The organism is Mesorhizobium sp. C395A, from assembly GCF_030323205.1.
In the GTDB taxonomy this organism is placed as follows: domain Bacteria; phylum Pseudomonadota; class Alphaproteobacteria; order Rhizobiales; family Rhizobiaceae; genus Mesorhizobium.
In genome coordinates this window covers 692,367-716,335 of record NZ_CP100473.1, presented here as the reverse complement: position 1 = coordinate 716,335, position 23,969 = coordinate 692,367, and the positions used below count along the sequence as shown (strand labels likewise).

Annotated in this window: 20 protein-coding genes and 1 pseudogene; 10 read left to right on the top strand and 11 right to left on the bottom strand. The window is 61.7% G+C overall.

Annotated elements, in window-relative coordinates:
* Positions 1-8 precede the first annotated feature (8 nt).
* Together NLY37_RS03435 and NLY37_RS03430 are read right to left on the bottom strand one after the other, a co-directional pair.
* A pseudogene (locus NLY37_RS03435) lies at positions 9-1,234 on the bottom strand (Zn-dependent hydrolase).
* 2 nt (positions 1,235-1,236) lie between these two features.
* Positions 1,237-2,439 carry a diaminopropionate ammonia-lyase gene (locus NLY37_RS03430; RefSeq protein ID WP_023705323.1) on the bottom strand — a complete coding sequence of 401 codons (1,203 nt, stop codon included), beginning with the start codon at positions 2,437-2,439 and terminating at the stop codon, positions 1,237-1,239.
* A 103-nt stretch (positions 2,440-2,542) separates the two neighbouring features.
* Between NLY37_RS03430 and NLY37_RS03425 the strand changes: the two genes are divergently transcribed.
* Positions 2,543-3,019, top strand: coding sequence for an Lrp/AsnC family transcriptional regulator (locus tag NLY37_RS03425; protein WP_023689068.1), 477 nt, complete (start codon positions 2,543-2,545; stop codon positions 3,017-3,019).
* 58 nt (positions 3,020-3,077) lie between these two features.
* Here the strand turns inward: NLY37_RS03425 and NLY37_RS03420 are convergent, their stop codons facing one another.
* The 6 genes from NLY37_RS03420 to NLY37_RS03395 form a co-directional block, all read right to left on the bottom strand.
* Complete coding sequence (locus tag NLY37_RS03420; RefSeq protein WP_023695559.1) at positions 3,078-5,186, bottom strand: molybdopterin-containing oxidoreductase family protein; 2,109 nt, start codon at positions 5,184-5,186, stop codon at positions 3,078-3,080.
* 158 nt (positions 5,187-5,344) lie between these two features.
* Positions 5,345-7,222, bottom strand: coding sequence for an ABC-F family ATP-binding cassette domain-containing protein (locus NLY37_RS03415; protein ID WP_023689073.1), 1,878 nt, complete (start codon positions 7,220-7,222; stop codon positions 5,345-5,347).
* Between the two features lie 137 nt (positions 7,223-7,359).
* On the bottom strand, positions 7,360-7,806 hold the full coding sequence (locus NLY37_RS03410; RefSeq protein WP_023670270.1) for a Ros/MucR family transcriptional regulator: 447 nt from the start codon (positions 7,804-7,806) through the stop codon (positions 7,360-7,362).
* A gap of 167 nt (positions 7,807-7,973) precedes the next feature.
* On the bottom strand, positions 7,974-8,207 hold the full coding sequence (locus tag NLY37_RS03405) for a hypothetical protein (RefSeq protein ID WP_023684750.1): 234 nt from the start codon (positions 8,205-8,207) through the stop codon (positions 7,974-7,976).
* Positions 8,200-9,168, bottom strand: coding sequence for a DMT family transporter (locus NLY37_RS03400; RefSeq protein WP_245262692.1), 969 nt, complete (start codon positions 9,166-9,168; stop codon positions 8,200-8,202). The genes NLY37_RS03405 and NLY37_RS03400 overlap by 8 nt, the downstream gene beginning before the upstream one ends.
* A 28-nt stretch (positions 9,169-9,196) precedes the next feature.
* Entirely contained in the window at positions 9,197-10,015 is an 819-nt protein-coding gene (locus tag NLY37_RS03395) for a hypothetical protein (RefSeq protein WP_031193522.1), read from the bottom strand.
* Positions 10,016-10,126: 111 nt separating this feature from the next.
* On the opposite strand from NLY37_RS03395, the gene NLY37_RS03390 reads away from it, so the two are divergent.
* Positions 10,127-11,095, top strand: a complete 969-nt coding sequence (locus NLY37_RS03390) for a LysR substrate-binding domain-containing protein (RefSeq protein ID WP_023705327.1) — start codon at positions 10,127-10,129, stop codon at positions 11,093-11,095.
* A gap of 241 nt (positions 11,096-11,336) precedes the next feature.
* Here the strand turns inward: NLY37_RS03390 and NLY37_RS03385 are convergent, their stop codons facing one another.
* Entirely contained in the window at positions 11,337-11,489 is a 153-nt protein-coding gene (locus NLY37_RS03385; RefSeq protein WP_023684746.1) for a hypothetical protein, read from the bottom strand.
* Positions 11,490-11,625: 136 nt separating this feature from the next.
* Here NLY37_RS03385 and NLY37_RS03380 point away from each other — a divergent pair, with 136 nt between their 5' ends.
* From NLY37_RS03380 to NLY37_RS03345, 8 genes are all read left to right on the top strand, one after another.
* Complete coding sequence (locus NLY37_RS03380) at positions 11,626-11,793, top strand: hypothetical protein (protein WP_023684745.1); 168 nt, start codon at positions 11,626-11,628, stop codon at positions 11,791-11,793.
* Between the two features lie 50 nt (positions 11,794-11,843).
* On the top strand, positions 11,844-13,925 hold the full coding sequence (locus tag NLY37_RS03375) for an ATP-dependent helicase (protein WP_023742340.1): 2,082 nt from the start codon (positions 11,844-11,846) through the stop codon (positions 13,923-13,925).
* Positions 13,926-14,083: 158 nt separating this feature from the next.
* Complete coding sequence (locus NLY37_RS03370) at positions 14,084-14,386, top strand: DUF982 domain-containing protein (protein ID WP_023670262.1); 303 nt, start codon at positions 14,084-14,086, stop codon at positions 14,384-14,386.
* Between the two features lie 873 nt (positions 14,387-15,259).
* Positions 15,260-17,599 (top strand): class I SAM-dependent methyltransferase, encoded by a 2,340-nt coding sequence (locus NLY37_RS03365; protein WP_156933959.1) that lies wholly within the window; start codon positions 15,260-15,262, stop codon positions 17,597-17,599.
* Positions 17,596-18,666 carry a glycosyltransferase family 2 protein gene (locus tag NLY37_RS03360; RefSeq protein ID WP_023684740.1) on the top strand — a complete coding sequence of 357 codons (1,071 nt, stop codon included), beginning with the start codon at positions 17,596-17,598 and terminating at the stop codon, positions 18,664-18,666. Before NLY37_RS03365 ends, NLY37_RS03360 begins: the two co-directional genes overlap by 4 nt.
* A 97-nt stretch (positions 18,667-18,763) precedes the next feature.
* Positions 18,764-19,816 (top strand): acyltransferase family protein, encoded by a 1,053-nt coding sequence (locus NLY37_RS03355; RefSeq protein WP_023715088.1) that lies wholly within the window; start codon positions 18,764-18,766, stop codon positions 19,814-19,816.
* Positions 19,817-19,823: 7 nt separating this feature from the next.
* Complete coding sequence (locus tag NLY37_RS03350; protein ID WP_050586865.1) at positions 19,824-20,759, top strand: class I SAM-dependent methyltransferase; 936 nt, start codon at positions 19,824-19,826, stop codon at positions 20,757-20,759.
* Between the two features lie 21 nt (positions 20,760-20,780).
* Positions 20,781-21,803: a class I SAM-dependent methyltransferase gene (locus tag NLY37_RS03345; RefSeq protein ID WP_023742337.1), complete on the top strand. Its 1,023-nt coding sequence runs from the start codon at positions 20,781-20,783 to the stop codon at positions 21,801-21,803.
* 26 nt (positions 21,804-21,829) lie between these two features.
* On the opposite strand, the gene NLY37_RS03340 is transcribed toward NLY37_RS03345, so the two are convergent.
* Positions 21,830-22,615, bottom strand: a complete 786-nt coding sequence (locus tag NLY37_RS03340) for a GGDEF domain-containing protein (RefSeq protein ID WP_023742336.1) — start codon at positions 22,613-22,615, stop codon at positions 21,830-21,832.
* 393 nt (positions 22,616-23,008) lie between these two features.
* Complete coding sequence (locus NLY37_RS03335; RefSeq protein ID WP_023684735.1) at positions 23,009-23,668, bottom strand: hypothetical protein; 660 nt, start codon at positions 23,666-23,668, stop codon at positions 23,009-23,011.
* Positions 23,669-23,969 lie beyond the last annotated feature (301 nt).

Sequence of the window (23,969 nt, the reverse complement as noted above, 5' to 3'; positions counted from 1 at the left end):
TCCCCGACCTATTTTGCAAGCTCACTGGCGACATCAAGCAGGATGTTGGCGCCGGCGACAAGCTCGGCATCTTCAGTGTGTTCGCGCGGATTGTGGCTGATGCCACCGGCGCTCGGCACGAAGATCATTGCCGCCGGCGCGAGGCGGGCCATCATCTGCGCGTCATGGCCGGCGCCCGATGTCATGCGCCTGACGCCGAGACCGCGGTTCTTCGCGGCCGCCTCGATCCGTTCGACGATGCCGATGTCGAATAGCACCGGTTCGAAACGGGCCAGTTGCTCTGCCGAAATCGACAGGCTTTCGGCTGCAGCGAGCTCCTCGAGATAGGCAGCAAGGGCCGCCTCATGCGCCTGCAGGCACTGTTCGTCGGGATCGCGCAGGTCGATGGTGAAGACGGCGCGCGCGGGAATGACGTTGATGGCATTGGGTTCGAAGCGCATTGTGCCGACGGTGGCGACTGTCGGCGTGTTCGATGCGCTCGCCCGATCATGCAGGAAAGTGATGACGCGGGCGGCGGCATGGCCGGCATCGCTGCGCATCGACATCGGCGTGGTGCCGGCATGGTTGGCGGCGCCGTCGATGGTGATGCGCTGCCAGGAAATGCCTTGCAAATTCTCGACCGCGCCGATCGGCACCCTTCACGCTCCAGCACCGGCCCCTGTTCGATATGCAGTTCGAGATAGGCATGCGGCTTGAGGAAGCCGGGTTCGCGGTCGCCGGCATAGCCGATGCGGGCGAGTTCCCGGCCGAGCACGCTGCCGTCCGTGCCGACAGCGGCCAGCACCGCATCGGCGTCGACGCCGCCCGCATGGGCGAGCGAGCCCATCATGTCAGGTGTGTAGCGCACGCCTTCCTCATTGGTGAAAGCGGCGACCGCGACCGGGCGTGACGGCGAAAAGCCCGAAGCCTGCAGCGTCTCGATCACCTCCAGCCCGGCCAGCACGCCGTAGCAGCCATCATAGATGCCGGCATCGATAACGGTGTCGATATGCGAACCGATGAGCAGCGGCGCCTGCCCGGCATTGTCGGGGCTTTGCCAGATGCCGAAGATATTACCGACCCGGTCGATGGCGACTTCCAGCCCGGCCTGCCTGAGCCAGCCGACAAAGAGGTCACGGCCCTGTCTGTCTGTGTCGGAGGCGGCGAGCCGGATCAGCCTATCCTCACTGTCGCGGCCAACGGCGCCGAGTTCCCGGATGCGGCCAAGCAGACGCTGTGCATCGATCCCGATCATGGCTATGCCTCGGCCTTCAGCTTGCCGGCCAGCACATCGGCGGGGCTCTGCCCGACCAGCTCGGTATAGCGATGCGGGTCTGTGGCGCCTTCGGTGTTGATCAGCAGCACGCGGGATTTGTCGTCGAGCCCGAGCGCGGCCTTGTGGTCGGCCACCGCCCGGATCAGCCCGGCCAGACCGACGCCGCCGCTTTCGCCGGCGACGATCACTGGATCATTGCCAGCCGGCCGTGCCAGCCGCCGCATCACCGCGACCGCCTCCTCCTCATCCACTGTCATGAAGGCATCGGCAACCCGCGCCAGAACGCGCCAGGCAACTTGCGAGGCCTCGTAGCATTCGAGCATCGCCATCACCGTCGGCTGATCGTGTGCGACCTTGACCACGTGGCCCGCCCGGGCGGCTGCGACAACGCAGGCGGCGCGGGCCGGCTCGACGACGATGAAGGTCGGCCTGGCGTCACCGAGCACGATGGCGAGATGGCCGGCCAGGGCGGCGGCAATACCGCCGACACCGGCCTGCACGAAGACATGGGTCGGCGGCTGCGGCAACTGGCCCAACGCTTCGCGCACGATCGCCGTATAGCCCTGCATGACCAGACCGGGGATGCGCTCGTAGCCCGGCCAGGAGGTGTCGGACACCACGGTCCAGCCTTGCTCCGCTGAAACCTCGGCGGCCTGCCTGACCGAGTCGTCATAATTGCCGTCGACGCGGATCATCTCGGCGCCATAGCGGGCTATTGCTGCAATGCGCGCCTCGCTGACGCCGGCGTGAACGAAGATTGCCGCTTTCGCGCCAACCAACTGTGCACCTTGCGCGACCGAGCGGCCATGATTGCCGTCGGTGGCGCAGGCAACCGTCATGCCGGCAGCGACCGCCCGGACGTCGAACCGGTTGAGATCGGCCACGTCAACGGGCCGATGAAGCGATCGGCTCGCCTCCTCCAGCACCAGTCGAAAAACGGCATAGGCGCCGCCGAGCGCCTTGAAACTGCCGAGACCGAGGCGAAAGCCTTCATCCTTGATGTGGACGGCGCCGAGGCCGAGTTCGCCGGCCAGCGTCGGCAATGCATGCAACGGAGTTGCCAGGTGATTGTCGCGATGGGCCAGAAAGCGCTCGACCGTATCGGCGCCGGCATTCCCCAGCGTTTCGGCCTCGACCGGATCGAGCGGCCGACGGTGCAAGGCATTGCTGTTGAGCAGGAACACGGGTGGCCTCCTTTGGGTGTGACGAAATCATATTGCAGCCGAGGCGCAAATAGCGCTGTTATTGGCGCTTCGAAATGCAAGTTTGTTTCGCCAGGATAGCGCTTTGCCTCGATCGCCTTCGCTCGACAGTTTCGACCTCGCCATCCTTGCCATCCTGCAGCGGGACAACACGACGCCGCAGCGGCTGATCGGCGAAGCCGTCAACCTGTCGGCGCCGGCGGTGCAGCGGCGCATCAAGCGCATGGAACAGTCCGGCGTCATTGCGGGCAATGTCGCCGTGGTCGACCCGGCGGCGGTCGGCCATCCCATCACCATCTTCGTCGAAGTGGAACTGGAGAGCGAACGCTCGGACCTGATCGACGCGGCCAAGCGGCAATTCTCGGCAGAGCCCGAAGTGCAGCAATGCTACTACGTCACCGGCGAGGCCGACTTCATCCTAGTCATCACCGCGGCCGACATGGGGGCCTATGAGGCGCTGACGCGCAGACTGTTCTTCGACAGCAAGAATGTCCGAAAATTCCGCACCTTCGTTGCCATGGACCGTGTCAAGGTGGGGCTGACGGTGCCTCTGCCGGGATAGCCAGTCACTTTTACGCAATTCCGGACGGAAAACCGCTCACACTTTTCCTGGAATTGCTTCAGCCAGCCGGCCGCAGCCAGACCTTGTTGTCGTGGAAGGCCGCACCGCCATAGGGCGCTGGTGCGTCGGCGCCGGTGAGCACATTGATGCCTTCGCCACGCTCATGGGCGCTGTTTGGCCAGATGCCCTCGGCGATCACCACGCCGCGCTTGAGGCCTTCGAACAGCTTTGCGTGCAGCACCACCTCGCCGCGCCGGTTGCCGACCTCGATACGGTCGCCGTCGCCCAAGCCAAGCGCGGCAGCGTCGTCCGGATGCAACAACAATTCCGGCCGGCCTTCCTTGGCCTTCGACACCGGCGTTTCCGAGAAGGTCGAATTGAGGAAGTTGCGCGCCGGTGATGTCGTCAGCCGGAACGGATGCTCCGCATCCGCGACCTCGATCAGGTCGACATGGTCGGGGAATTCGGGGAGTTCCGCCACCGGCCCGAACAGGCCCATGCTTTTCGGCGGCCGGTTGGGCGCCGCCTGCCCGCTCCAGTTGGCGCGGAAGTGAAATTTCTTGTCGGCATGGCCGAAACCATCGATAAAATGCGCCGCCTCGAAATCCGGCTGCAGGTCGACCCATTTGTCTTCCTTGAGGCTGGCGAAGGAGCCCAGCCCGCGCTTGCCGAGGATGATGTCGATATGCTGCTGCTCGGTCAGGCCAAAGCCCGGCCGGTCGGCGACGCCGAGACGCTGCGCCAATTGCTCGATGACGAAATGGTTGGTGCGCGGCCCTTCCGGCGGTTCGATCAGCTTGGGACCGAGCGTGATGTGCTGGTTGCCACCGCCCTTGTAGACGTCGTCATGCTCGAGAAACATCGTTGCCGGCAAAACGACATCGGCAAGCTTTGCCGTGTCGGTCATGAACTGTTCGTGCACGCAGGTGAACAGGTCATCACGCAGAAAACCATGTTTCACCAGCCGCTGCTCGGGTGCGACATTCACCGGGTTGGTGTTCTGGATCAGCATCGCCGTCACCGGCGGGCCACCGTAAAGCGCGTCCGCTGCGCCGGTCAGCACCGGACCGATGCGCGACTGGTCGAGATGGCGAATATTGGGATCGCGCATCGCGGTGCCTTCCAGCACATCCTGGTTGAGCTTGAAGATGCCGGAATTGGAATGGAAGGCACCGCCACCCTCATATTGCCAGGCGCCGGTGACGGCGGCGATGCAGGACGCCGCGTGCATGTTGACCGAACCATTGCGCTGACGCCCAAAGCCATAGCCGAGGCGGAAATAGGTTTTCCTCGTCGTGCCGACGAGGCGGGCGAAAGCCTCGATCTCGGTGACGGCAAGACCGGTGATGGCGGAAGCCCATTCCGGCGTGCGCGTCTCCAGATGCGCTTCCAGCCCCTTCGGATCGTCGGTGTATCTTTCGAGATAGGCGCGGTCGGCCATGCCTTCCCTGAACAGCACATGCATGACCGCGCAGGCCAGCGCGCCATCGGTGCCGGGCTTCAGCACAAGGCCTATATCGGCCTGCTTCATCGTCGCGTTCTCGTAGACATCGATGACGACGATCCTGGCGCCACGCTCCTTCCGCGCCTTGATGGCGTGGGTCATGACATTGACCTGCGTGACCACGGCATTGGTGCCCCAGATCACCACGCAGTCGGACTTCGCCATCTCGCGCGGATCGGGACCGCGCAAGGCGCCCGCTCCCATCATCCAGCCGGTCCAGGCCAGATTGGTGCAGATCGAGCCGAAGAACCCGGAGTATTTTTTCGCATGGCGCAGCCGGTCGATGCCGTCGCGCTGCACCAGCCCCATCGTGCCGGCATAGAAATAAGGCCAGACGGTCTCGGAGCCGTATTTTTCCTCGGCCGCGATGAAGTTCTCGGCGACGACGTCGAGTGCCGCTTCCCAGCTGGATTCCTTCCAGACGCCGTCGCCCTTGGCGCCGGCGCGCATCAGCGGCTTCAGCAGTCGGTCCGGATGATGGACACGATCGGCATAGCGCGCGACCTTGGCGCAGACGACGCCAGCCGTATACGTATTGGACTTGGCGCCATGGACACGGCCGATGCGGTTGCCATCGAGCAGCTCGACCTCGAGCGCGCAGGTCGAAGGGCAATCATGCGGACAGGCGGAGTGGCCGATTCTGAGCTTGGCGTGCTGGTTCATGCGGCGTTTTTAGCGGGTTTCGCAGGCGGCGTGTAGGGCCAGATCTTACCCTCCCCTTGATGGGGAGGGTCGGCGCGCAGCGCCGGGGTGGGGTGCGGCGCAGACCCCCGCCCCGCTCGGCTTTGCGGATCGACCCTCCCCACAAGGGGGAGGGTAAATCACTCCGCCGTGCCTTCCTCGTACTCGGCCGACATGGTCAGCCACTTTTCCTCGTGACCGGCAAGCTGCTGTGCCAGTTGCGAGCGCTCCTTGGCCAGCCGGGTCGCCGTCGATGGATCCTTCTCGTATACCGCCGGATTGGCGAGTTCATCCTCGATCAGGTCGATGCGCTTGCGGATGCGGTCCATCAGCGCTTCGGTGGCGCGGATTTCCTTTGCCAGCGGCTCGAAGGCGGCGCGGCGCGCCGCGGCATCGCGGCGGCGATCGGCCTTGGATGCCTTCTCGGCCTCGCGCTTGCCGCGTCGGTCGCCGGACACGCCGGTGACCAGCGTCTTGTAGTCCTCAAGGTCGCCGTCATACGGGTTGACCGCCCCGTCCTTGACCAGCCACAGCCGGTCGGCGGTCGCTTCCAGCAGATGGCGGTCATGCGAGATGAGGATGACGGCGCCGGGAAACTCGTTCAGCGCATGGATCAGGGACTCGCGGCTGTCGATGTCCAAATGGTTGGTCGGTTCGTCGAGGATGAACAAGTTTGGCCCCTCAAAGGCCGACAGGCCCATCAGCAGGCGCGCCTTCTCGCCGCCGGACAGGTCCTTGGCGGCGGTGTTCATCTTCTCGGTGGTGAGACCGAACTGGGCGACGCGGCCACGTACCTTGGATTCCGGCGCCTCCGGCATCAGCCGGCGGACATGCTCGTAGGCGTTTTCATCAGGCCTGAGATCGTCGAGCTGATGCTGCGCGAAGATCGCCACCTTCAGGCCCGGCGCCACCGTCATGGTGCCGGTTTCCTGCTTCAGCCGGCCCGAGAGAAGCTTGGCGAAGGTCGACTTGCCGTTGCCGTTGGCGCCGAGCAGCGCGATGCGATCGTCGGCATCGATGCGCAACGTCATCTTCTTCAGGATCGGCTGGCCCTCGGTGTAGCCGACATTGACGTTGTTCAAGGCAATGATCGGCGACGCCACCGTTTTCACCGGTTCGGGGAAAGAGAACGGCCTCACCGTGTCGTTCACGATCGCGGCAATCGGCTTCATCTTCTCCAGCGCCTTGATGCGCGACTGCGCCTGTCTCGCCTTCGAAGCCTTGGCGCGGAAGCGTTCGACGAAGGACTCCATGTGTTTGCGCGCGGCTTCCTGCTTGACGCGGCCCTTCTCCTGCAACTCCTTCTGCTCGGTGTACTGGCGCTCGAACTGGTCGTAGCCGCCGCGCCAGAAGGTCAGCTTCTTCTGGTCGAGATGAACGATGGAATTGACGGCGCGGTTGAGCAGGTCGCGATCGTGCGAGATCAGAAGCACCGTGTGCGGATATTTCGACACGTAGTTTTCCAACCAAAGCGTGCCTTCGAGATCGAGATAGTTGGTCGGCTCGTCGAGCAGCAGAAGGTCGGGCTCGGCAAACAGCACCGCGGCGAGCGCCACACGCATGCGCCAGCCGCCGGAGAAGGACGAGGCCGGGCGGCGCTGCGCGGCGTCGTCGAAGCCAAGGCCAGCGAGGATGGTGGCCGCGCGAGATTCCGCCGAATGCGCATCGATATCCGCCAGCCGCATATGGATGTCGGCAATGCGGTGCGCGTCGGTGGCGGTCTTTTCCTCCTCGAGCAATGCGGTGCGCTCGAGGTCGGCCTTGAGCACGATCTCGATCAGCGGCTCCTCGGTGCCGGGCGCTTCCTGCGCCACCTGGCCGATGCGGGTGTTCTTGGGCAGGCTTATCGAGCCGGTCTCGGAGGGAAAGTCGCCGGTGATGGCCTTGAACAGCGTCGTCTTGCCGGTGCCGTTGCGGCCGACGAGGCCGGCCTTGGTGCCGGCCGGCAAGGTCAGCGAGGCATGATCGAGAAGCAAGCGTCCGGCCATGCGGAGCGAAAGATCGTTGATGATAAGCATGCCGGGGCTTTTGCACGGGAGGGCGGCGCTTCGCAAGGGCCTGGGCGCTGGCGGGGGCATAAGGCATGAAGACGGCGCGCCCAAAGCGCGCCGTCCATCACTGCTAACTGCAGACCGACTTTAAGAGGCTGCCTGGTTCAGGCTTTGGGTTTGCGCTTCGTCACCTTGGCCGCGGCGGCCGGAACGGCCGGCTTGCGGCCGAGGCCCGAGGACTTGGCCAGTGCCGAACGGGTCGCGGAGTAGTTCGGCGCCACCATCGGATAGTCCGACGGCAAGCCCCATTTGCCACGATATTCCTCCGGGCTCAGACCATGGTCGGTCATCAGGTGGCGCTTCAGCGACTTGAATTTCTTGCCGTCCTCAAGACAGACGATGTGATCGGGAAACACCGACCGCTTCGGATTGACAGCGGGGTTCAGCGCGGGGCTTTCCACGGCGGCAATGCTGCCCAGCTTGCGCACCGATGCGCTGACGCTGGCGATCAGATCCGGCAGGCCAGACGCAGGGAGAGGATTGTTGCCGACATAGGCCGAGACGATGTCAGCAGTCAGTTCAATAGCGGTCTTGCTGTCGATGGTGTGCAATTCTGTTTCTCCCGCCGGTCATGAAGTTGCCGGCTTTTTTTAAGACTTCTCTTGATGTATCGACCTAGCTGCACCCCCCAACGGGTCGCTAAAGTCTCAATAAACGATCAAGAATCGGAACAGGAGGATGTTTCCACAACAGGTTGCAACGTTGCAAATTAGAAAATCTAATACTTGGAAACGGCCGACTTCGCGCCAGCAGATTTCAACTGCACGGACGCCGCAGGTTTAGAGTCGGCCAGTATGTCCAGAATGCGCTTCCAGCGGGCGCACCGGCCGAAATCTTTTTGCTCTATCGCCTTTTCGGCCTTCATGGCGGCGTAGAGCGGCGCCTCGGCGCCGAACTCCTTGAGCAGCCAGAATGCTTCCTGTCTGGCGAGGCGTTCATCGTCGTCAAGCATGTTCAGCCTCCGAGCGTTCTATGCCCACCGCAATACAGCTGCCGATGACGAGGACCGCACCGGCTATCGCGGTAAGCGTCAGCCTTTCGCCCGAAAGTGTCAGCAGCAGCGTCGATGCGATCGGCGTCAGATAGGCGATGACCGCAACCTTGCCGCCGCCTTCAAGCTTCAAGGCGCGCGACCAGAAATAATATCCCAGCCCCATCGGGCCGGCACCGAGATAGAGGCCAAGCAGGAGGTGCTCACTGGATGGCCAGGCAGCGCCGTCGTGAATACACCACAGCAAGGTCAGGCCGACGCCGACCAACGCCGAAGGCAAAAGCAAACGCTCCGACGGTGTGGCCAGGCGGGCGACCGCAATCGAATAGAAGGCCATGCACAGCGCCGAGCCGAAGGCAGCGAGATAGCCGACGATGCTGCCTTGGAGAAAAGGCTGGCCGCGACCACCCGAGATCACCAGCGCCACGCCGACAAAGCCGAGCACGGCAGTCAACCCCAGCAGCACGGGGCGTTGCCGCTTGCCCAGCACGATGACCGCCGCCGCGACCATCAGCGGCCAGGTGTAGGCGACGAGATTGGCCTCGATCACCGGCATGGACGCAAAGGCGATGTATTGCAGCACCATGGTGCCGACCAGGCCAATAAAGCCGACCGCGACCGGCGCCAGGGTGCCGTCAGCACCCTTGGAAAAGGCTGCGTCTTGCAGGCCCCTCTTCCGGCTCGCCAGATGGATGACGGCGAACACCAGAGCCGCTCCACAAAATTGCAGCAACTGCACCAGCGACACCGGATGGCTGGCCAGCAGCGATTTGCCGACCAGCGCGTTGGTCGACCACAGGGCGACCGCGCCGGCGGCGAAGACCAGGGCCGATGGCGAGCCCGATCCATCCCGGAATCGCCGAGACGGTGCCTTGTCATTATCGCCGACCATGATGTTACCGACGGCCAAACCGGCGTCCACTTCTATGCTCTGGCTACCAGGATTCCCTTCACCCGCCCGGGACCGGCGCATCGGCCGCCGCCGTAACCGGACGTTCTTCCTCGAAGCGGCGATAGGCCGGCAGCTGGTTCGTCCAGACGTCTTCGGCGAGCTCGTTGACCCATTCGCGATCTTGATCATTGTCGGCTGCGAGATAGAACATGCGATTGTCGTCGACATAAGGCTTGGCCACCGAGCGCTGGTTGAGGACCAGCGTGACGCGCGAGCCGAGCTGGATCGGCGCGGTGCGGTGCAGGACGCCGAGAAACTGGCCGAGCGTGGCGTAGTTCATCTTGTGGTCGATGCGCATGACCTGGTTGCGCGGAATCTCGCGGCCGGATTCAAGGATGGCGCGGCCGGTCTCGGAATCGTCGCAGTAGATTTCGAGATGGCCGCCGACCAGCGGATTGCTGATCGACAGCGGAATGAGTTCGGTGACCGGGACACCGTCGCAATGCCAATCGACGGCGCCGTCCTTGGGATTCATGAAAGTGACGGTCGAGCCGACGATCGACAGCGGATAGGGCTCGAGCTTGGTGCCCATCATGTCGGACAGACGTTCCAGGCGCAGCTTGTCATGCAGCAACTCCTTGATCTCCGGGATAAAACGGTCGGCGCCGGTGATGAAGGTAAGGTCGAGGTGCTTGTGCACGGCGTGGCTGGCCTTGAGCTTCAACGCCGCCTCTTCGATCGCCGCCAGCAGCGCCGGGTCGTAGCCATGCAGATACTGCGCAACGCCGAAACCCGACACTTTCCAGGCCGTCTCATGGCCGATAATGGCTTCTCGGCTCATCGCGTAGCGCAGTTCAGGTATGGTATGGGCGTTCATTCTACTTCTCCAGGATGGGGGCATCACTTGGTAAACTGTCGATTAATTTCCCCACCCCTGTAAAATTAGGAATGCTGGTGCTAGTGTAAGCCCAGCTTAAGGTCGAAACGCGTGCGTCTGCTCAGTCAGGTCAACCTCAATTCGCTGAAGATTGTCGAAAGTGCCGCCCGGCACCGTAACTTCACGCGCGCCGGCGAAGAGCAGTTTATTACTGCCTCCGCCGTCAGCCAGCGCGTTAAAAGCCTCGAGGACCAGCTGCGCTTCAAGATCTTCCAGCGCGGTGGCAATGCGGTGTCGCTGACACCCGAAGGCGAGACCTATGTGTCGCGCGTTCGCGAGGCGCTGGAGCGCATCGTGGCGGCCAGCATGGAGGCGACCGGACAGTCGCAGGCGCATGTGCTGAAGATTTCGGTGCTGCCGACGTTCGCGGCGCGCTGGCTGTTTGCCCGCCTGCCGCTGTTCCAGCGGCAATATCCCGAAATCGAGATGCGCGTCTCGACCTCCTACGCCACCAATGAGTTCGCCACCTCCGAGTTCGACCTTGAGATCCGCTATGGCGACGGCAGCTTTCCCGACCTCAAAGCGGACCTGCTGTTCAAGGAGGATTTGACGCCGGTGTGCAGCAGGAAGCTGTTCCACGAGGTTCTCGGCGATAGGCCGCCGTCAAAGGTGACGCCCGACGACCTCAGGCATTTCACGCTGCTGCATTCCGACACCTGCACGCAGAACTGGCAGTCGTGGCTGGGTTTTGCCGGCGCGAGTTCCGTGCTCGGCGAGACCAAGAGCATCTATTTCGATTCCTGCATGATGTCCTATGAGGCGGCCAATGCCGGCATGGGCTTTGCAGTCGCCAACCGCGCCTATATGGCGAGCGAGATCCGCGCAGAGAGACTGGTGGCGCCGTTTGCCGTGCATCACCCCAACACCGCCGGCTGGTATTTCGTCTGCCCGGTCACCGCGCCCTACACGCGCAAGGTGGAACTGTTCAAACAGTGGATCATGGCCGAGGCGGCGCTGACGCAGTGCCAGCTGGACGCCGGGATTGCCAGCGGCCCGGTGCTGCGCAAGGCCATTGCCTGAGGTCGGATTCTTTCCGCGGCCTTGCGGGATTTGTGGCCTTTTCTGCTGGTTTTGCGCAGACGGCACGAGCAGAACCAGCACGAAAACTGCCACCTCATGACGCAGGCGAGAGACTCAGCTATCTTCGGTTGTTGCGGCGGACCTGATATCCGCCTGGCCGGCGCTATCAGCTCACCTCCCAAGCGGCGCCGGCCTTCTTCTCCCGAAGGCTACCTTCAGCCTTGTCGTCCCGCTAAAACGATCATTGCGCGGGCTGATCGCCGCCGGCCGCCGGCTTTGGCGCCGAATCCGACTGCGGGGCATGGTCGAGCAAGGGTGCTTTGGTCGGCTGGATATTGTTGTCGCAGGCGGCGAGCGCCAAGCCGACGGCCAACAGAACAGGGAGCTTCTTCATGGCAACCTCCTTCGTTTGCCCTCCCCTCGTGAAGGCAACGAGAGGGTTCAGCTTTGGTTGCACGCTCGCAAACGACACCGCGTCGGCTGGAACCAAACGGCGGCTCTGAGGTTGGTTGCCCAAAGGAGATCGCGCCATGATCCGTCTGCTCATTACCGGCCTTTTCGCTTACGCGACCTATCGCATCGCCAAGGAGATCATCAAGGACGTGCCTGACAATTTCGATCCGTTGCCGGTGCCTGGCGACGAACGCGCCGCCTTGCGGCGCCAGTCGGCGGCAACGGGTGTCGCGCCACGGCGGTAAGGGCGACTTCCGCCCGTTGCGAACAAAGCGGAAACGATGCTTGATAGGCGATGACCATCGCCATCAATGATTCGTCCTTGCGGCCCGCCTGTCTGGCGAAGCTCAACGCCGAGCAGCGGCTCGCTGTCGAACATGGCGACGGCCAGATCGCCGGGCCGCTGCTGGTGATCGCCGGGGCCGGCTCCGGCAAGACCAACACGCTCGCCCACCGGGTCGCGCATCTGATCGTCAAGGGCGCTGATCCCAGACGCATTCTGCTTATGACATTCTCGCGCCGCGCCGCCACCGAAATGGCCAGGCGGGTCGAACGCATCGCCGGCGAGGTGCTGGGCCGAGACGCGTCCGTCATCGCCGACGCGCTGAGCTGGGCCGGTACGTTTCACGGCATCGGCGCCAGGCTGCTGCGCGACTATGCGCTGACGATCGGCCTCGACCCCGCCTTTACCATCCATGACCGCGAGGATTCCGCCGACCTGATGAATCTTGCCCGGCATGAGCTTGGATTCTCGAAGACCGAAAGCCGGTTTCCGACGAAGGGCACCTGCCTGGCGATCTATTCGCGCGCTGTCAACGCGCAGGCGCCGCTTGGCGAGGTGCTGGGTTCGGCCTTTCCGTGGTGTGCCGGCTGGGCCGAACAACTGAAGGTTCTGTTCGCCCGATATGTCGAGGCCAAGCAGGCGCAGAACGTGCTCGATTACGACGACCTCCTGCTCTACTGGGCGCAGATGGCCGCCGAGCCGGAGATCGCGGTGCATCTGGGCTCGCGCTTCGACCATGTGCTGGTCGACGAATACCAGGACACCAACCGGCTGCAGGCCTCGATCCTTTCGGCGCTGAAGCCGGATGGCGCCGGACTGACGGTGGTGGGCGACGACGCGCAGTCGATCTATTCGTTTCGCGCCGCGGAAGTGCGCAACATCCTCGATTTCCCGCAACAATTCGCGCGAGCCGCCGATGTCATCATGCTGGAGCGCAACTACCGCTCGACCGAGACCATTTTGGCGGCAGCCAATGCGGTCATCTCGGAGGCATCGGAGCGTTTCACCAAGAACCTCTGGTCGGAGCGCAAATCCTCGCAAAAACCGAAACTGGTCAGCGTGCGCGACGAGGCGGAGCAGGCGAACTATGTCTGCCAGGCCATCCTTGCCGAGCGCGAGGCCGGCACGGTGCTGAAATCGCAGGCGGTGCTGTTTCGCGCCTCGCACCACAGCGGCCCGCTGGAGATCGAACTGACGCGCCGCAACATCCCCTTCGTCAAGTTCGGCGGGCTCAAATTCCTCGACGCCGCCCATGTCAAGGACGTGCTTTCGGTGCTGCGTTTTGCCGAGAACCCGCGCGACCGCGTCGCCGGCTTCCGCGTGCTGCAGCTGCTGCCCGGCATCGGCCCTTCGGCGGCGAGCACCATCGTCGAGACCATGGCGACATCGCTCGACGAGGAAATGGGGCTGGCCCGCTACCGGCCGCCGCAACGCGCGGCTGAGGACTGGCCAGCCTTCGTTGCGCTTTATTCCGGCCTGCGCGCCCGGTCGGGGAAATGGCCGGCCGATCTCGAACAGGTCAGGCTGTGGTACGAGCCGCATCTCGAGCGCATGCACGAGGATGCGACGACGCGGCGGGCCGACCTCATGCAGCTCGAGCAGATCGGTTCAGGCTATGCTTCGCGCGAGCGCTTCCTGACCGAGCTGACGCTGGATCCACCGGATGCGACCAGCGACCAGGCCGGGCCGCCGCACCGCGACGAGGACTATCTGATCCTGTCGACCATTCATTCGGCCAAGGGCCAGGAATGGAAGAACGTCTTCGTGCTCAACACCGTCGATGGCTGCATCCCGGCCGATCTCGGCGTCGGCACCAAGGAAGACATCGAGGAGGAGCGCCGGCTGCTTTACGTCGCGATGACGCGGGCCAAGGACGGCCTGCATCTGGTGACGCCGCAGCGCTTCTTCACCCACGGCCAGGCAGCGCGCGGCGACCGTCACGTCTACGCCTCGCGAACCCGTTTCATCCCGGCCTCGATCCTCGGCGCCTTCGAGCAGACCTCTTGGGCGAGCGTCCACGCCAAGGACGATCCGCGCCACAGACCTGAAGTCCGCGTCGACCTCGGCGCCCGCATGCGCGGCATGTGGAAATAGCCGCAACCGCGAATGCCGGCAGGGAGCGACCTCAAGAGCAAATCGTCCTGTCATGGCATCTCTCAGGGAACCTCGGGCCGCCAGCCGCGTTTTCTGGCGTCCAACCCGCGATCGGAGGGCGGCGGCCGCCGCCCTTCCGCCCATCCAGAGAGGCCAGAATGCACGACGCGATGTTCTTCACCCCGGTTGCCGTTAGCGTTGGCGCCGGCCACAAACGCATGCTCGCCTCGCTGTTCGAGATGCATGATTTCCTGACCGAATTTCCGCCGTCACGCCGGCGCCTGAGCTATGGCGCGGCCGTGAGGGCTTGCGAGGCGGCGCGCGCCGGAGAAATCTCGACCGAGGCCGCACGCGATGCCCTGATCACCTTTGCGGTCACGGCAGGCATCCTCTGGCCCGCGGTCCAGCCGGCCGTCTCGGTCAAGCCGGTCGCACACGGTTATGGCGGCTACGCCGTCTGAGACGGCCGGGACCAGGCCTGCCCAGCAAAAAGATCACTCGGACTTGCCGGCAGACGTCGGCGAGCCTCTGGCAGCCTTGCCGGCGGGGCGGTCTGTTCGGTGTTGCCGACAAAGAGTTGATCGCCGACAAAGGGATAGGCAAGCTGCTGATGATAGAGCGAGGGAACCGGGTCATCGGTGTCGTATTCTCGGCATCCTGCCGGGCATGAACAATGTGCCTCCCAGCATGTCGAGCAAAGGCAGCTGCCCGGCGAAATTCTTGTCCCAGGCTTCGCGCTCATTGGCATGATGCCAGTGATGAAATTGCGGTGACGCCAGCAGCCATTTCAACGGTCCGACCCTGATACGCGTGTCGAATGGATGAACAGCGCCTGCCATTGATAGATCACTGTGAAGACCAGTATGGCGGGGCTCGAAAATCTAGCGCGAAGACCGGCAGGAACGACGCCGATTTGGTCAGGATCTGGTCGACAGGATGGACGCGGTGCGCTGCCAGCCAATCCATCTCCTATGACCGGCACCGCCTTGAGGCACCCTGCCCTCGTTGGGGCCGAAGATCAGCTCGCCAGAGATTAATGCTAAGAGATGAACGGATTGCTGACGGCGGCTGATGCCCCGAAAATCGATATTTCATCTGTATAACGATGTTTTCCAAAGTTTTTGTACATTATCGCGGTTATCGAGAAGTCGATCTCAGAAGCGATAGTTTTTACCGGCAACATGGAAACAAATATGTTGGCCGCCGCTGCACCAAAAACTGGGCACAATTTCCAATTTTTGCTTTACGAAACTCTCCCCCCACGTAGGTCAATCCATGATGTACATAACTCCATGGAGCATATTGTGCGGTCAAGCTTTGAGGGCTAACGTGCCTTGGGATCGGGAGGACGATCAAGCGATCTGTGCGCTGAAAACACTAATAAGGGAAATCCCAAGTATATCCTCGCAGGGAATGGTGGAATCTTGCAGAATACACGAGGTGTATTGACGTTTAGGTCAGGTCAGCTTTGGAATAAGGCCAATTTTGGCTCTCTGTTCACAACGGCCGAACGACTGGGTCGGCTTTTTCCGCCTATAGGTGATTCCTCGGCAACCAACGCCAGTGCTTTGTTTGCCGAAGCACCGCATCGCGGCACGCTCGCCCGAGGAAAATTCGTCCACCTGATCGACTACATGTGGTGCGACAGGCATGGCGTGTTCCTGAAGGGTTGGGCGCATGCACATGAGCAGCCGATCACGGCGATGTCGCTTTGCAGCGGCGATTTTCAGGCGCAGGTCACGGAGTTTGAGGACCGGCCGGACGTGCTGAACTTCTATCCGCATCTTCCTTCCACCAAATGCGGGTTTGCCGTCTATCTGGCGTGCAGTCCGTTTCGTCCGGTCAGGCTGGTAGCCGAGACGCCTGCGGGCTGGACCGAGGTCGACATCACGGCGCTGCCCGCAGAACACCCCCTTAACGCGCCGCTGCCCACCGTCGACAACGGCATGGCCGACTTCATCAACGAGATGAAGAGGGTCAATGGAACCGTCGTGGAAATCGGCGCCCGCGTCGTCGGACCCGCATCGTCGCTGCAGGCGCCACTGTTCAAGCCGGAATGCAAGTTTATCGGCGTGGACATCCACGCAGCGCCAGGTGTCGACGTGGTGGCGGACGCGCATTTCCTCGGCGACCATTTTGAGCCCGGTTCCATCGATGGAATTATGTCGTTTGCGGTCATGGAGCATCTGGCATGCCCGTGGCTGCTGGCGGCCGAGATCAACAAGGTCCTCAAGGTCGGCGGGCTGACGCTGCATTCCTTGCCGCAGGCCTTCCCCATACATGAAACGCCAAACGATTTCTGGCGCGCTTCGGATGAAGCGCTGAAGGTCCTGTTTTCGCCGGAGATGGGTTTCGAGATCCTCAAGGTCGGCATGTGCACGCCGCTCAGGATGTATGTGCATCCGGATTTCCGCGAAGGCGCCATGCATCAGTTTCCCCTATTCGACGGTATGGCCTCATCCTTCGTGCTGGCCCGCAAGACGTTCGATCTTCCGGGAGGCGCCGTCGCCTGGCCACTGCAGAAAAGCCAGTCCATCAAACACAGCCAAGCCTACCCCGCGCATGGCAGCGAAGCTGCGGCGAACCCGAAAAGCGACGCGGCAGCTTCGAATGGCGTGGTGTCGGAACCATCCAAGCCCGCGCCCCGACCGGAATGGGTTATGCCGGAAAGGACCAAGCTGCTGTTGTCGATGTTCGATGCCAGCGGCTTCGGCCTCGAAGTCGGCCCGAGCTACAATCCGCTGTTGCCGAAGTCTCGTGGCTTCAACGTCGAAACGATCGACCATGCCGACGCCGCCACCTTGCGCGAGAAGTACAAAGATAACGCATCGCAGATAGAAGAGGTTGACTACGTTTCGGACGGACGCAGCATCCTCGAGACCATTGGCAAGAAGAAGCGCTACGACTTCATCTATGCTTCGCACGTCATCGAACATGTGACCGATATTGTCCGCTTCATCCAGGATTGTGAAACCTTGCTGAAGCCGGATGGACGGCTGGTGCTGGCCGTCCCCGACAAGCGGTTCTGCTTCGACGCCTTGCGGCCGTTGTCTACGGTCGGGCAGGCGCTGCAGTCCTATTTCGAGGAGCGCAAGCGCCACTCACCGGCGGTTCTCTTCGACCAAGCCTTCTATGCCTGCTGTAAGGCGCAGCAGACTGTCTGGATCGAACCGACTCTCGACGATGTCGCCCTGATGCTGAGTGAAGAGACAGCAAAGGACCACTTCGACAAGTCACAGAAAAATCCGAACTACCAGGACGCTCACGGCTGGCAGTTCACGCCGACTTCGTTTCGCTATCTGGTCAAGAAGCTTCGCTCTCTCGGCTACATTAAGTCGGGCGAGATGGAATTTCACACCAACCCTGCAGGGAAACCGAACCTGCACGAGTTTTACATCACCCTTTCCAAGAGTGCGCCTGTCCTGACGACCTCAGACGTTGACCTCATCAAGCAGGCGGAGCAGGAACTTCGCGGTCTCTTCGTAAGCCCTCAAGAGATGGTGACGAGAAGCCAGGTCGAGGCGCTCGAGCGCGACGCCCAGGCAGCGCGCCAGCAGATCGAAAATGCGAACCGGCAGATCCAGCTGCTGACGGTCAGGAACGATGCCTTGCTGCATTCGACATCGTGGAAGGTAACAGCCCCGCTACGCTATATTAGGTCGGTGTTCCTATGATGCACGTATCCCCCAAATTTTCGAAGCTCGCCTCGAAAAAAGCCCCCACGGTGGTGGTCGTCATCCCCTATTACAACGGGTCGGCGTTCATCGAGAGGTCCGTCAGAAGCGTCCTCAACCAGACGCTTCGGCCTGATGAATTCATCGTCGTCAATGACGGTTCGACGGCCACCGAAGCGGCATTTCTGCACAAGCTTGCCAGACGGCTGCATTTCAAAGTGATCGACCAGCCCAATGGCGGGCAGGGATCGGCCAGAAACACCGGCGTTCGCGCGTCGACGTCGAACTACATCAGTTTTCTCGATCAGGATGATTTCTATCGCGACACCCACGTCGAGGCGCTGGTGCGCGCCATTCCGTCTGACGATCCGCATCTGGGCTGGGTCTATGGCGACCTCATGGAGGCGGACGGAGCCGGCAATGTCCTGCGCACGGCAACCGTCAAGCGCCACAGCGCTCACCCGAAGCGCGACATTGAGCAGATGGTGGGCTTCGACATGCACGTCCTGCCCTCCGCGTCGCTGATCTCGCGAACCGCCTATGAAGCCGTCGGCGGTTTCGACCCTCAGTTCATAGGCTATGAGGACGACGATCTTTTCCTGCGCATTTTCCGCAGCGGATACAGCAATTACTTCGTCGATGAGCCAGTGACCGTCTGGTGCATTCGCCCCAACAGCACGTCCTACACCGTGATGATGTCGCGCAGCCGGTTTCGTTACTTCAAGAAACTCCAGGAAATGTTTCCCGACGACCGAAAAATGGTACGTTATTATTTTCGAGATTTGCTTATCCCCCGCTTCCATTCGCAATTCGTCCAGGACGCGATCCGGTGGGCTGTCCAGGAGGACAACCATCTTCCCGAACACAGGAAAGAGTTGGTCTCCATCTTCAACGGCTATGGGCGAGCGGTGTTCAGCAACAAATCGATACCTTGGCGTTTCAAAGCAAAGGTCTGGCTCGAGCGTCTGGTTGTGAACACCAATTCCAAAATCGTCATCCTTACGGCGATCAGGCTGGCCCAGGCCGGCCACGGCTTGCGCGTGTTCTTCACCCGGTCGCTGCGCTAGCCGATGATCCCGATTCACCTGTTTCAGCGCGGCACCATCATCACCAACATGGCAGTCATTCAAACAGCAACATAGAGCACGCACGGGGGCGTGGGGAATGCGGGAGCGGGTAAGGTCTATTCAGGGTCTTCGGGCCTTGGCGGCAATGCTGGTATTGTTCTGCCACGCGCCGCACAACCTGTGGTTCTTCAGGCTCGGCTATTCGGGAGTGGATTTATTTTTCGTCGTAAGCGGTTTCATCATGGTGGTCAGCACCGGCAATCATACCGGCCCACGGGCTTTCAAGCTGTTTTTGATCAACCGCTTCGCGCGGATATGGCCGGTCTATGCAGCCACCAGCGTCGCTATGGCGATTGCTTTCTGCATAATAGGGACAGTTGCACCTCAAGATGTGGCAGCACGGCTGATGAACGATCTGACATTTCAGCCGGCATGGAACAATCCGCCTATCAATGCCCCGGGTTGGTCGCTTACTTTCGAGGTCTTCTTCTACGCGCTTTTCGCCTTCAGCCTGCTGTTCGGTCGCTGGCGTTATCCGCTGCTACTCGGGACGATGGGGACCTTTCTGCTGCTTGGCGGCCAATCGGCCCGAACGGACGGTCTATGGGGTTATGTCGCGCTGGCGACGAACCCGGTGTGCGGTTGCTTCATCGCCGGAGTTCTCGCCGGTCTTGTCTATCGCTCCAAGTGGCGCGGCCCGCCACGTCCGCTGGCGGCATGCCTTCTGGCGGCGTTTGCCGTGCTGACTGGGTATTTACTATTTTTCAGCATCCGCGAATTCAATCATGGTCTCGTCTGGGCAGCAGCGTTTGGCGGCATCGTCATGTCCGTTGCGCTGATGGAGAAGCGCGCTCCGGTATGGGTCCCCAACTCATTGGTTAGCGTTGGGAACGCATCTTTCTCGCTGTATATCTCGCAATGGCTGGTTGTTGTCCCCTTCGCCGTTTACGCGCCACCGGTAGAGGGTACTCTGCAGATACTCATGTTGGCGTGCGCGTTCCTTCTGACGATCGCCGCCATATCAGCCGTAACATACCGGCTGCTGGAAACAGACCTTTCCTTGTGGACCCGGACCAGGCTTCATCGCTTCTTCCAGTCTGCAGATCGCGAACCTGCTGAAATCGCCGCCAGTTCCGTCCCCGCGCAGTGAGATACGAATGTTCCAGTTCCTGAAACCGCGTCCTACAGTCCACAGCCCGGCGACACCCCTGAGGCCAGTCACCGAAGACTGCGTCGACCGGCTTTCCCTCCTCGACGGTATACTGATTGCCACCGGATGGACCACGGGCGCCGACCCGGTAATCCTCTACGATGGCAAGCCGGTTCCCAACCAGGTCTGCGTGCGCTTTGCCCGCCCAGGCCTGGCAACAACGGCCCATGATGGCTTTCGGGTCGCCGCTCCCCTGGTCGACAGAAACATTGCCAACCAGAATGTCTCCGTTGGGTTCGACAATGGCAACCGGCTGAGGCGCTCGCCCAAACACGCGGAGACGTCGACGTCAATTCACGCCAGATTCTGCAAGGCGGTGGCCGACAGGCCAGGCGCGCCGCTGATAGAGATCGGCTCACGGGCCCGTTCCGGCAACACCTACCGGCACTTCTTTCCCGACTGCAGATATTTCGGCATCGACGTCTCGGCCGGGCCGAATGTCGATTTCGTCACCGACGCCCACACCATGGAAGGCGTGACCGAGACGTTCGACTTTGCCTTTTCCATATCGGTCTTCGAGCATCTGATGATGCCATGGGTCGCAGCGCACGCGCTCAACCGGGTGCTGAACGTCGGCGGCCTGGCCTTCATCCAGTCGCATCCAGCCTGGCCCCTGCATGAGGTGCCCTGGGATTTCTTCCGGTTCTCCAAGGAATCATGGTCGTCGATCTTCAACAAATTTACAGGCTTCGAAGTGCTCGACGCCGGCTATGCCCTGGAGGCGGCGATCGTGCCGGCAAACATGGAGAGCGGGCCGCTACAGACCTTTGACGAACACCCCACATTCCTTTTGTCGGCTTGCCTTGCCAGGAAGGTCGGACCTCCAACCGCCGACTGGGCCGCCGACCCGGCCACGATCTACAATCTCAACTACTCACATTGAAGCCGGCGGTCGGAGTGGGTCATGCTGAACAGGACTGAACTTTTGTTTTCAATGTTTGATCCCAAAGGCTTCGGCCTGGAAGTCGGACCGAGCTACAATCCGCTGTTGCCGAAATGCCGTGGTTTCAACGTCGAGATCGTCGATCATGCCAATGCCACGGCTTTGCGCGAGAAATATCGCGACAACGCATCACAGATCGAAGAGGTCGACTACGTTTCGGACGGTCGCAGCCTGCTCGAGACCATCGGCCAGGAGCAACGCTACGACTTCATCTTTGCTTCACATGTGATCGAACATGTCACCGATATCGTTCGTTTCATCCAGGACTGCGAGGTCCTTCTGAAGCCAGCGGGCCGGCTGGTGCTGGCCGTGCCCGACAAGCGCTTTTGCTTTGACGCGTTGCGGCCGCTGTCCACTGTGGGGCAGGCGTTGCAGGCCTATGCCGAACAGCGCAAGCGCCACACGCCGGGAATCCTGTTCGACCAGGTTTCGTATTTCTGCACCAAGGCCCAACAGGTCGTCTGGCTCGAGCCGACCTTTGATGACGTCGCCTTGCTGCAAAGCGGCGAAGAGGCAAAAAACATGGCCGAAGCCGTGCAGGTCGACAGGGCCTATTATGATGCTCACGCGTGGCAGTTCACGCCGGTGTCGTTCCGATTTCTGGTCAAGAAACTTCGCTCCCTCGGATACATCAAATCTGGCGAGATTGCGTTCCACAAAAACGAGCCGAGCCAGTTGCACCTGCACGAGTTCTATATCAGCCTGACGAAGACCGCTCCGGTTCTGGAAGTCTCCGATGTCGATCTGTTCAAGCAGGCGGAAGCGGAACTGCGCGAAATTGCTGTGGACCGGGGCGGGTTGCATTTGAACAGTAAGGCCGCTGCGCTGAGGCATCAAATCGACGCCGTGAACCAACAGATCGAAGCGGCAAACTGGCAGATCCAGCTACTTGCGGCGAGGAACGAAGCGTTGCTGCACTCAACATCGTGGAAGCTGACGGCACCGTTGCGCTATGTCAGATCGGCGTTGCGGCGATCCGCCTGATCGGGTCTGCAGCCGACCGAAGTATCCTAATGCAACGTCGGATCACCGGCGAGCAGGCTGCGCGGCCCGGTCGTTTCGAAACTGACCTGGTCGCGGCCGTTGGACTTGGCCTTGTAGAGGTGCCGGTCGGCCGTCAGGAACATGTCGGCATAGGTGGTGGGTCCGCTGAAGGCGACGCCACCGATGCTCACCGAGAGCGGACAGGGCCGTCCATCCGGGGCAAACTCGACCTCGCGGATGCGCCGCCGGATCCCCTCGGCAACCAGCCAGGACTGCGACGGGTCGGCGCCAGGCAGGAAGATGGCGAACTCCTCGCCGCCGATGCGACCGACGATGTCGGCGCCGCGCAGCTGGGCCTTGATCGTCTGCGCAATCAGCTTGAGCGCCTGATCGCCGCAATCGTGGCCCAATCGATCGTTGATGGTCTTGAAATGATCGGCGTCGACGATCAGCAGGGCGCCGGCATCGACGACGGCCTGGCTGCGCGCCTGTTCGAGATAGGCCTCGACCAGCATCGAAAACGCGCCGCGGTTGAACACCGCGGTCAGGCTGTCGGTCGCCGCGACGATGCTCAGATTCTTCTGGGCGATCGCCAGCTGGCGCATCTTGTACATCAGGAAAGAGAAGAACGATCCACTCAGCACGAGCGGCAGCAACAGGTCGGTGAGCTGCGCCCAGCGCAACGCTTCGGGCGACAGCGACGGAAAATTGTAGGAATCGACAAGGAAGGCCGCCGCGATACAGATCGCCGTGCCGACAACCGTGACTGCTATGACCCTGCCCAAGCTCGTGGGCGAAAGATCGACCCGCATGCCATTTCTCCCACTGTGTTCGCCATTTTGCAGCGGGAACACAAATGAAACCCTAAAATCTTACCTGCAATTCGAATGTGGTTAACCAGAACAATTCCAGGAAAGTGTGAGCAGCTTTCCCGGGAGAAGCGCGTGGGCGCTTTCCCTGAGAATTACCAAGACAAAGGGATAGCGCGTTTCATCGTTTCCGTTAAACGATAAAACGCTCCGCCAATCGAAAGGCGCGATCGATTGCCTTGTGAGTGGCGACAAAAAGCCCGCCACTTGCGCGGCGGGCTTTCCGACTGGCCGGAGGCTTCTCGTCAGCGCATGTCCCTCGGGAAGTCTGGGCCATGCGGTAGGAGAGTGCCGTAAAGCCTCACGGCTGGTTCGACACTCCCGGCGAAACCTGTCTCAGCGACGCGAGATCATAAGGCATAGCTGCCGCAGATCGCTGTCGTAGGTGCCCTCGCTGGCGAGCACATCGACGCAGCGCTTCTTCATACGTGTCAGCTGGCTGTTCGACATGCTGGCGACGACACCGGGTGTCCCAGGGGTGCCTGGTGTTCCAGGAGTTCCTGGAGTGCCGGGGGTACCGGGCGTACCGGGCGTGCCCGGCGTTCCGCCAATGCCGACGCCGACGCCGACGTTGATGCCGCTGCCGACGTTGACGCCGACACCGGCATTGATACCTCCGCTGCCGCCGACCGTGGCCCCAACACCGGCCTTGATGCCACCGGCTCCGCCGACCGTCGCGCCAGCGCCGGCCTTGATGCCGCTGCTACCGCCGACTGAGGCGCCGAGGCCCGCAGTAACGCCGCTATTGCCGCCGACCGTTGCGCCAGCACCCGCCTTGATACCGCCGCTGCCGCCAACCGAGGCGCCGGCACCGGCCTTGACCCCGCCGCTGCCGCCGATCGAAGCGCCAACACCGGCATTGATGCCGCCAGCACCGCCGATAGATGCGCCGACACCGACGCCAATTCCGCCGCCTGCATTCGCGGGAGCGGCAAAAATGACGATAATTGCACCCGCCGCCAGTGTTCTAGCGATTTTTTGAGTGATATTAACCATGACACTCTCCTTGTTGCCGTTCTGCTTTGTGCATTGCAACATGCCAGCAAACCAAAGCAGACATATGCTTATGCACTCACAGCTACGCACGAGTCTTCCTTATAGTTTCTTTATTTTTTCCAAGAATAAGGATTGTAGTTCTCAAGGCGTGCACTGGTCTGCTAAAAAAAAATATGTTTTTGCTTCAACATTTAAACTTTGTTTAATTCTCTAAACAGAAATTCCACCGGAGTTGGAGCGGGTTGTGGCTGCGGCGGCCTGGAGCCGAAGGCCCACAAAAGGCGGGCCACCGACAGCCCAG

Coding starts and splice junctions, on each gene's coding strand:
- NLY37_RS03420 (WP_023695559.1), bottom strand. CDS start 5,186: ATGAACCAGCACGCCAAGCTCAGAATCGGCCACTCCGCCTGTCCGCAT.
- NLY37_RS03415 (WP_023689073.1), bottom strand. CDS start 7,222: ATGCTTATCATCAACGATCTTTCGCTCCGCATGGCCGGACGCTTGCTT.
- NLY37_RS03405 (WP_023684750.1), bottom strand. CDS start 8,207: ATGCTTGACGACGATGAACGCCTCGCCAGACAGGAAGCATTCTGGCTG.
- NLY37_RS03395 (WP_031193522.1), bottom strand. CDS start 10,015: ATGAACGCCCATACCATACCTGAACTGCGCTACGCGATGAGCCGAGAA.
- NLY37_RS03385 (WP_023684746.1), bottom strand. CDS start 11,489: ATGAAGAAGCTCCCTGTTCTGTTGGCCGTCGGCTTGGCGCTCGCCGCC.
- NLY37_RS03380 (WP_023684745.1), top strand. CDS start 11,626: ATGATCCGTCTGCTCATTACCGGCCTTTTCGCTTACGCGACCTATCGC.
- NLY37_RS03375 (WP_023742340.1), top strand. CDS start 11,844: ATGACCATCGCCATCAATGATTCGTCCTTGCGGCCCGCCTGTCTGGCG.
- NLY37_RS03370 (WP_023670262.1), top strand. CDS start 14,084: ATGCACGACGCGATGTTCTTCACCCCGGTTGCCGTTAGCGTTGGCGCC.
- NLY37_RS03360 (WP_023684740.1), top strand. CDS start 17,596: ATGATGCACGTATCCCCCAAATTTTCGAAGCTCGCCTCGAAAAAAGCC.
- NLY37_RS03355 (WP_023715088.1), top strand. CDS start 18,764: ATGCGGGAGCGGGTAAGGTCTATTCAGGGTCTTCGGGCCTTGGCGGCA.
- NLY37_RS03350 (WP_050586865.1), top strand. CDS start 19,824: ATGTTCCAGTTCCTGAAACCGCGTCCTACAGTCCACAGCCCGGCGACA.
- NLY37_RS03345 (WP_023742337.1), top strand. CDS start 20,781: ATGCTGAACAGGACTGAACTTTTGTTTTCAATGTTTGATCCCAAAGGC.
- NLY37_RS03340 (WP_023742336.1), bottom strand. CDS start 22,615: ATGCGGGTCGATCTTTCGCCCACGAGCTTGGGCAGGGTCATAGCAGTC.
- NLY37_RS03335 (WP_023684735.1), bottom strand. CDS start 23,668: ATGGTTAATATCACTCAAAAAATCGCTAGAACACTGGCGGCGGGTGCA.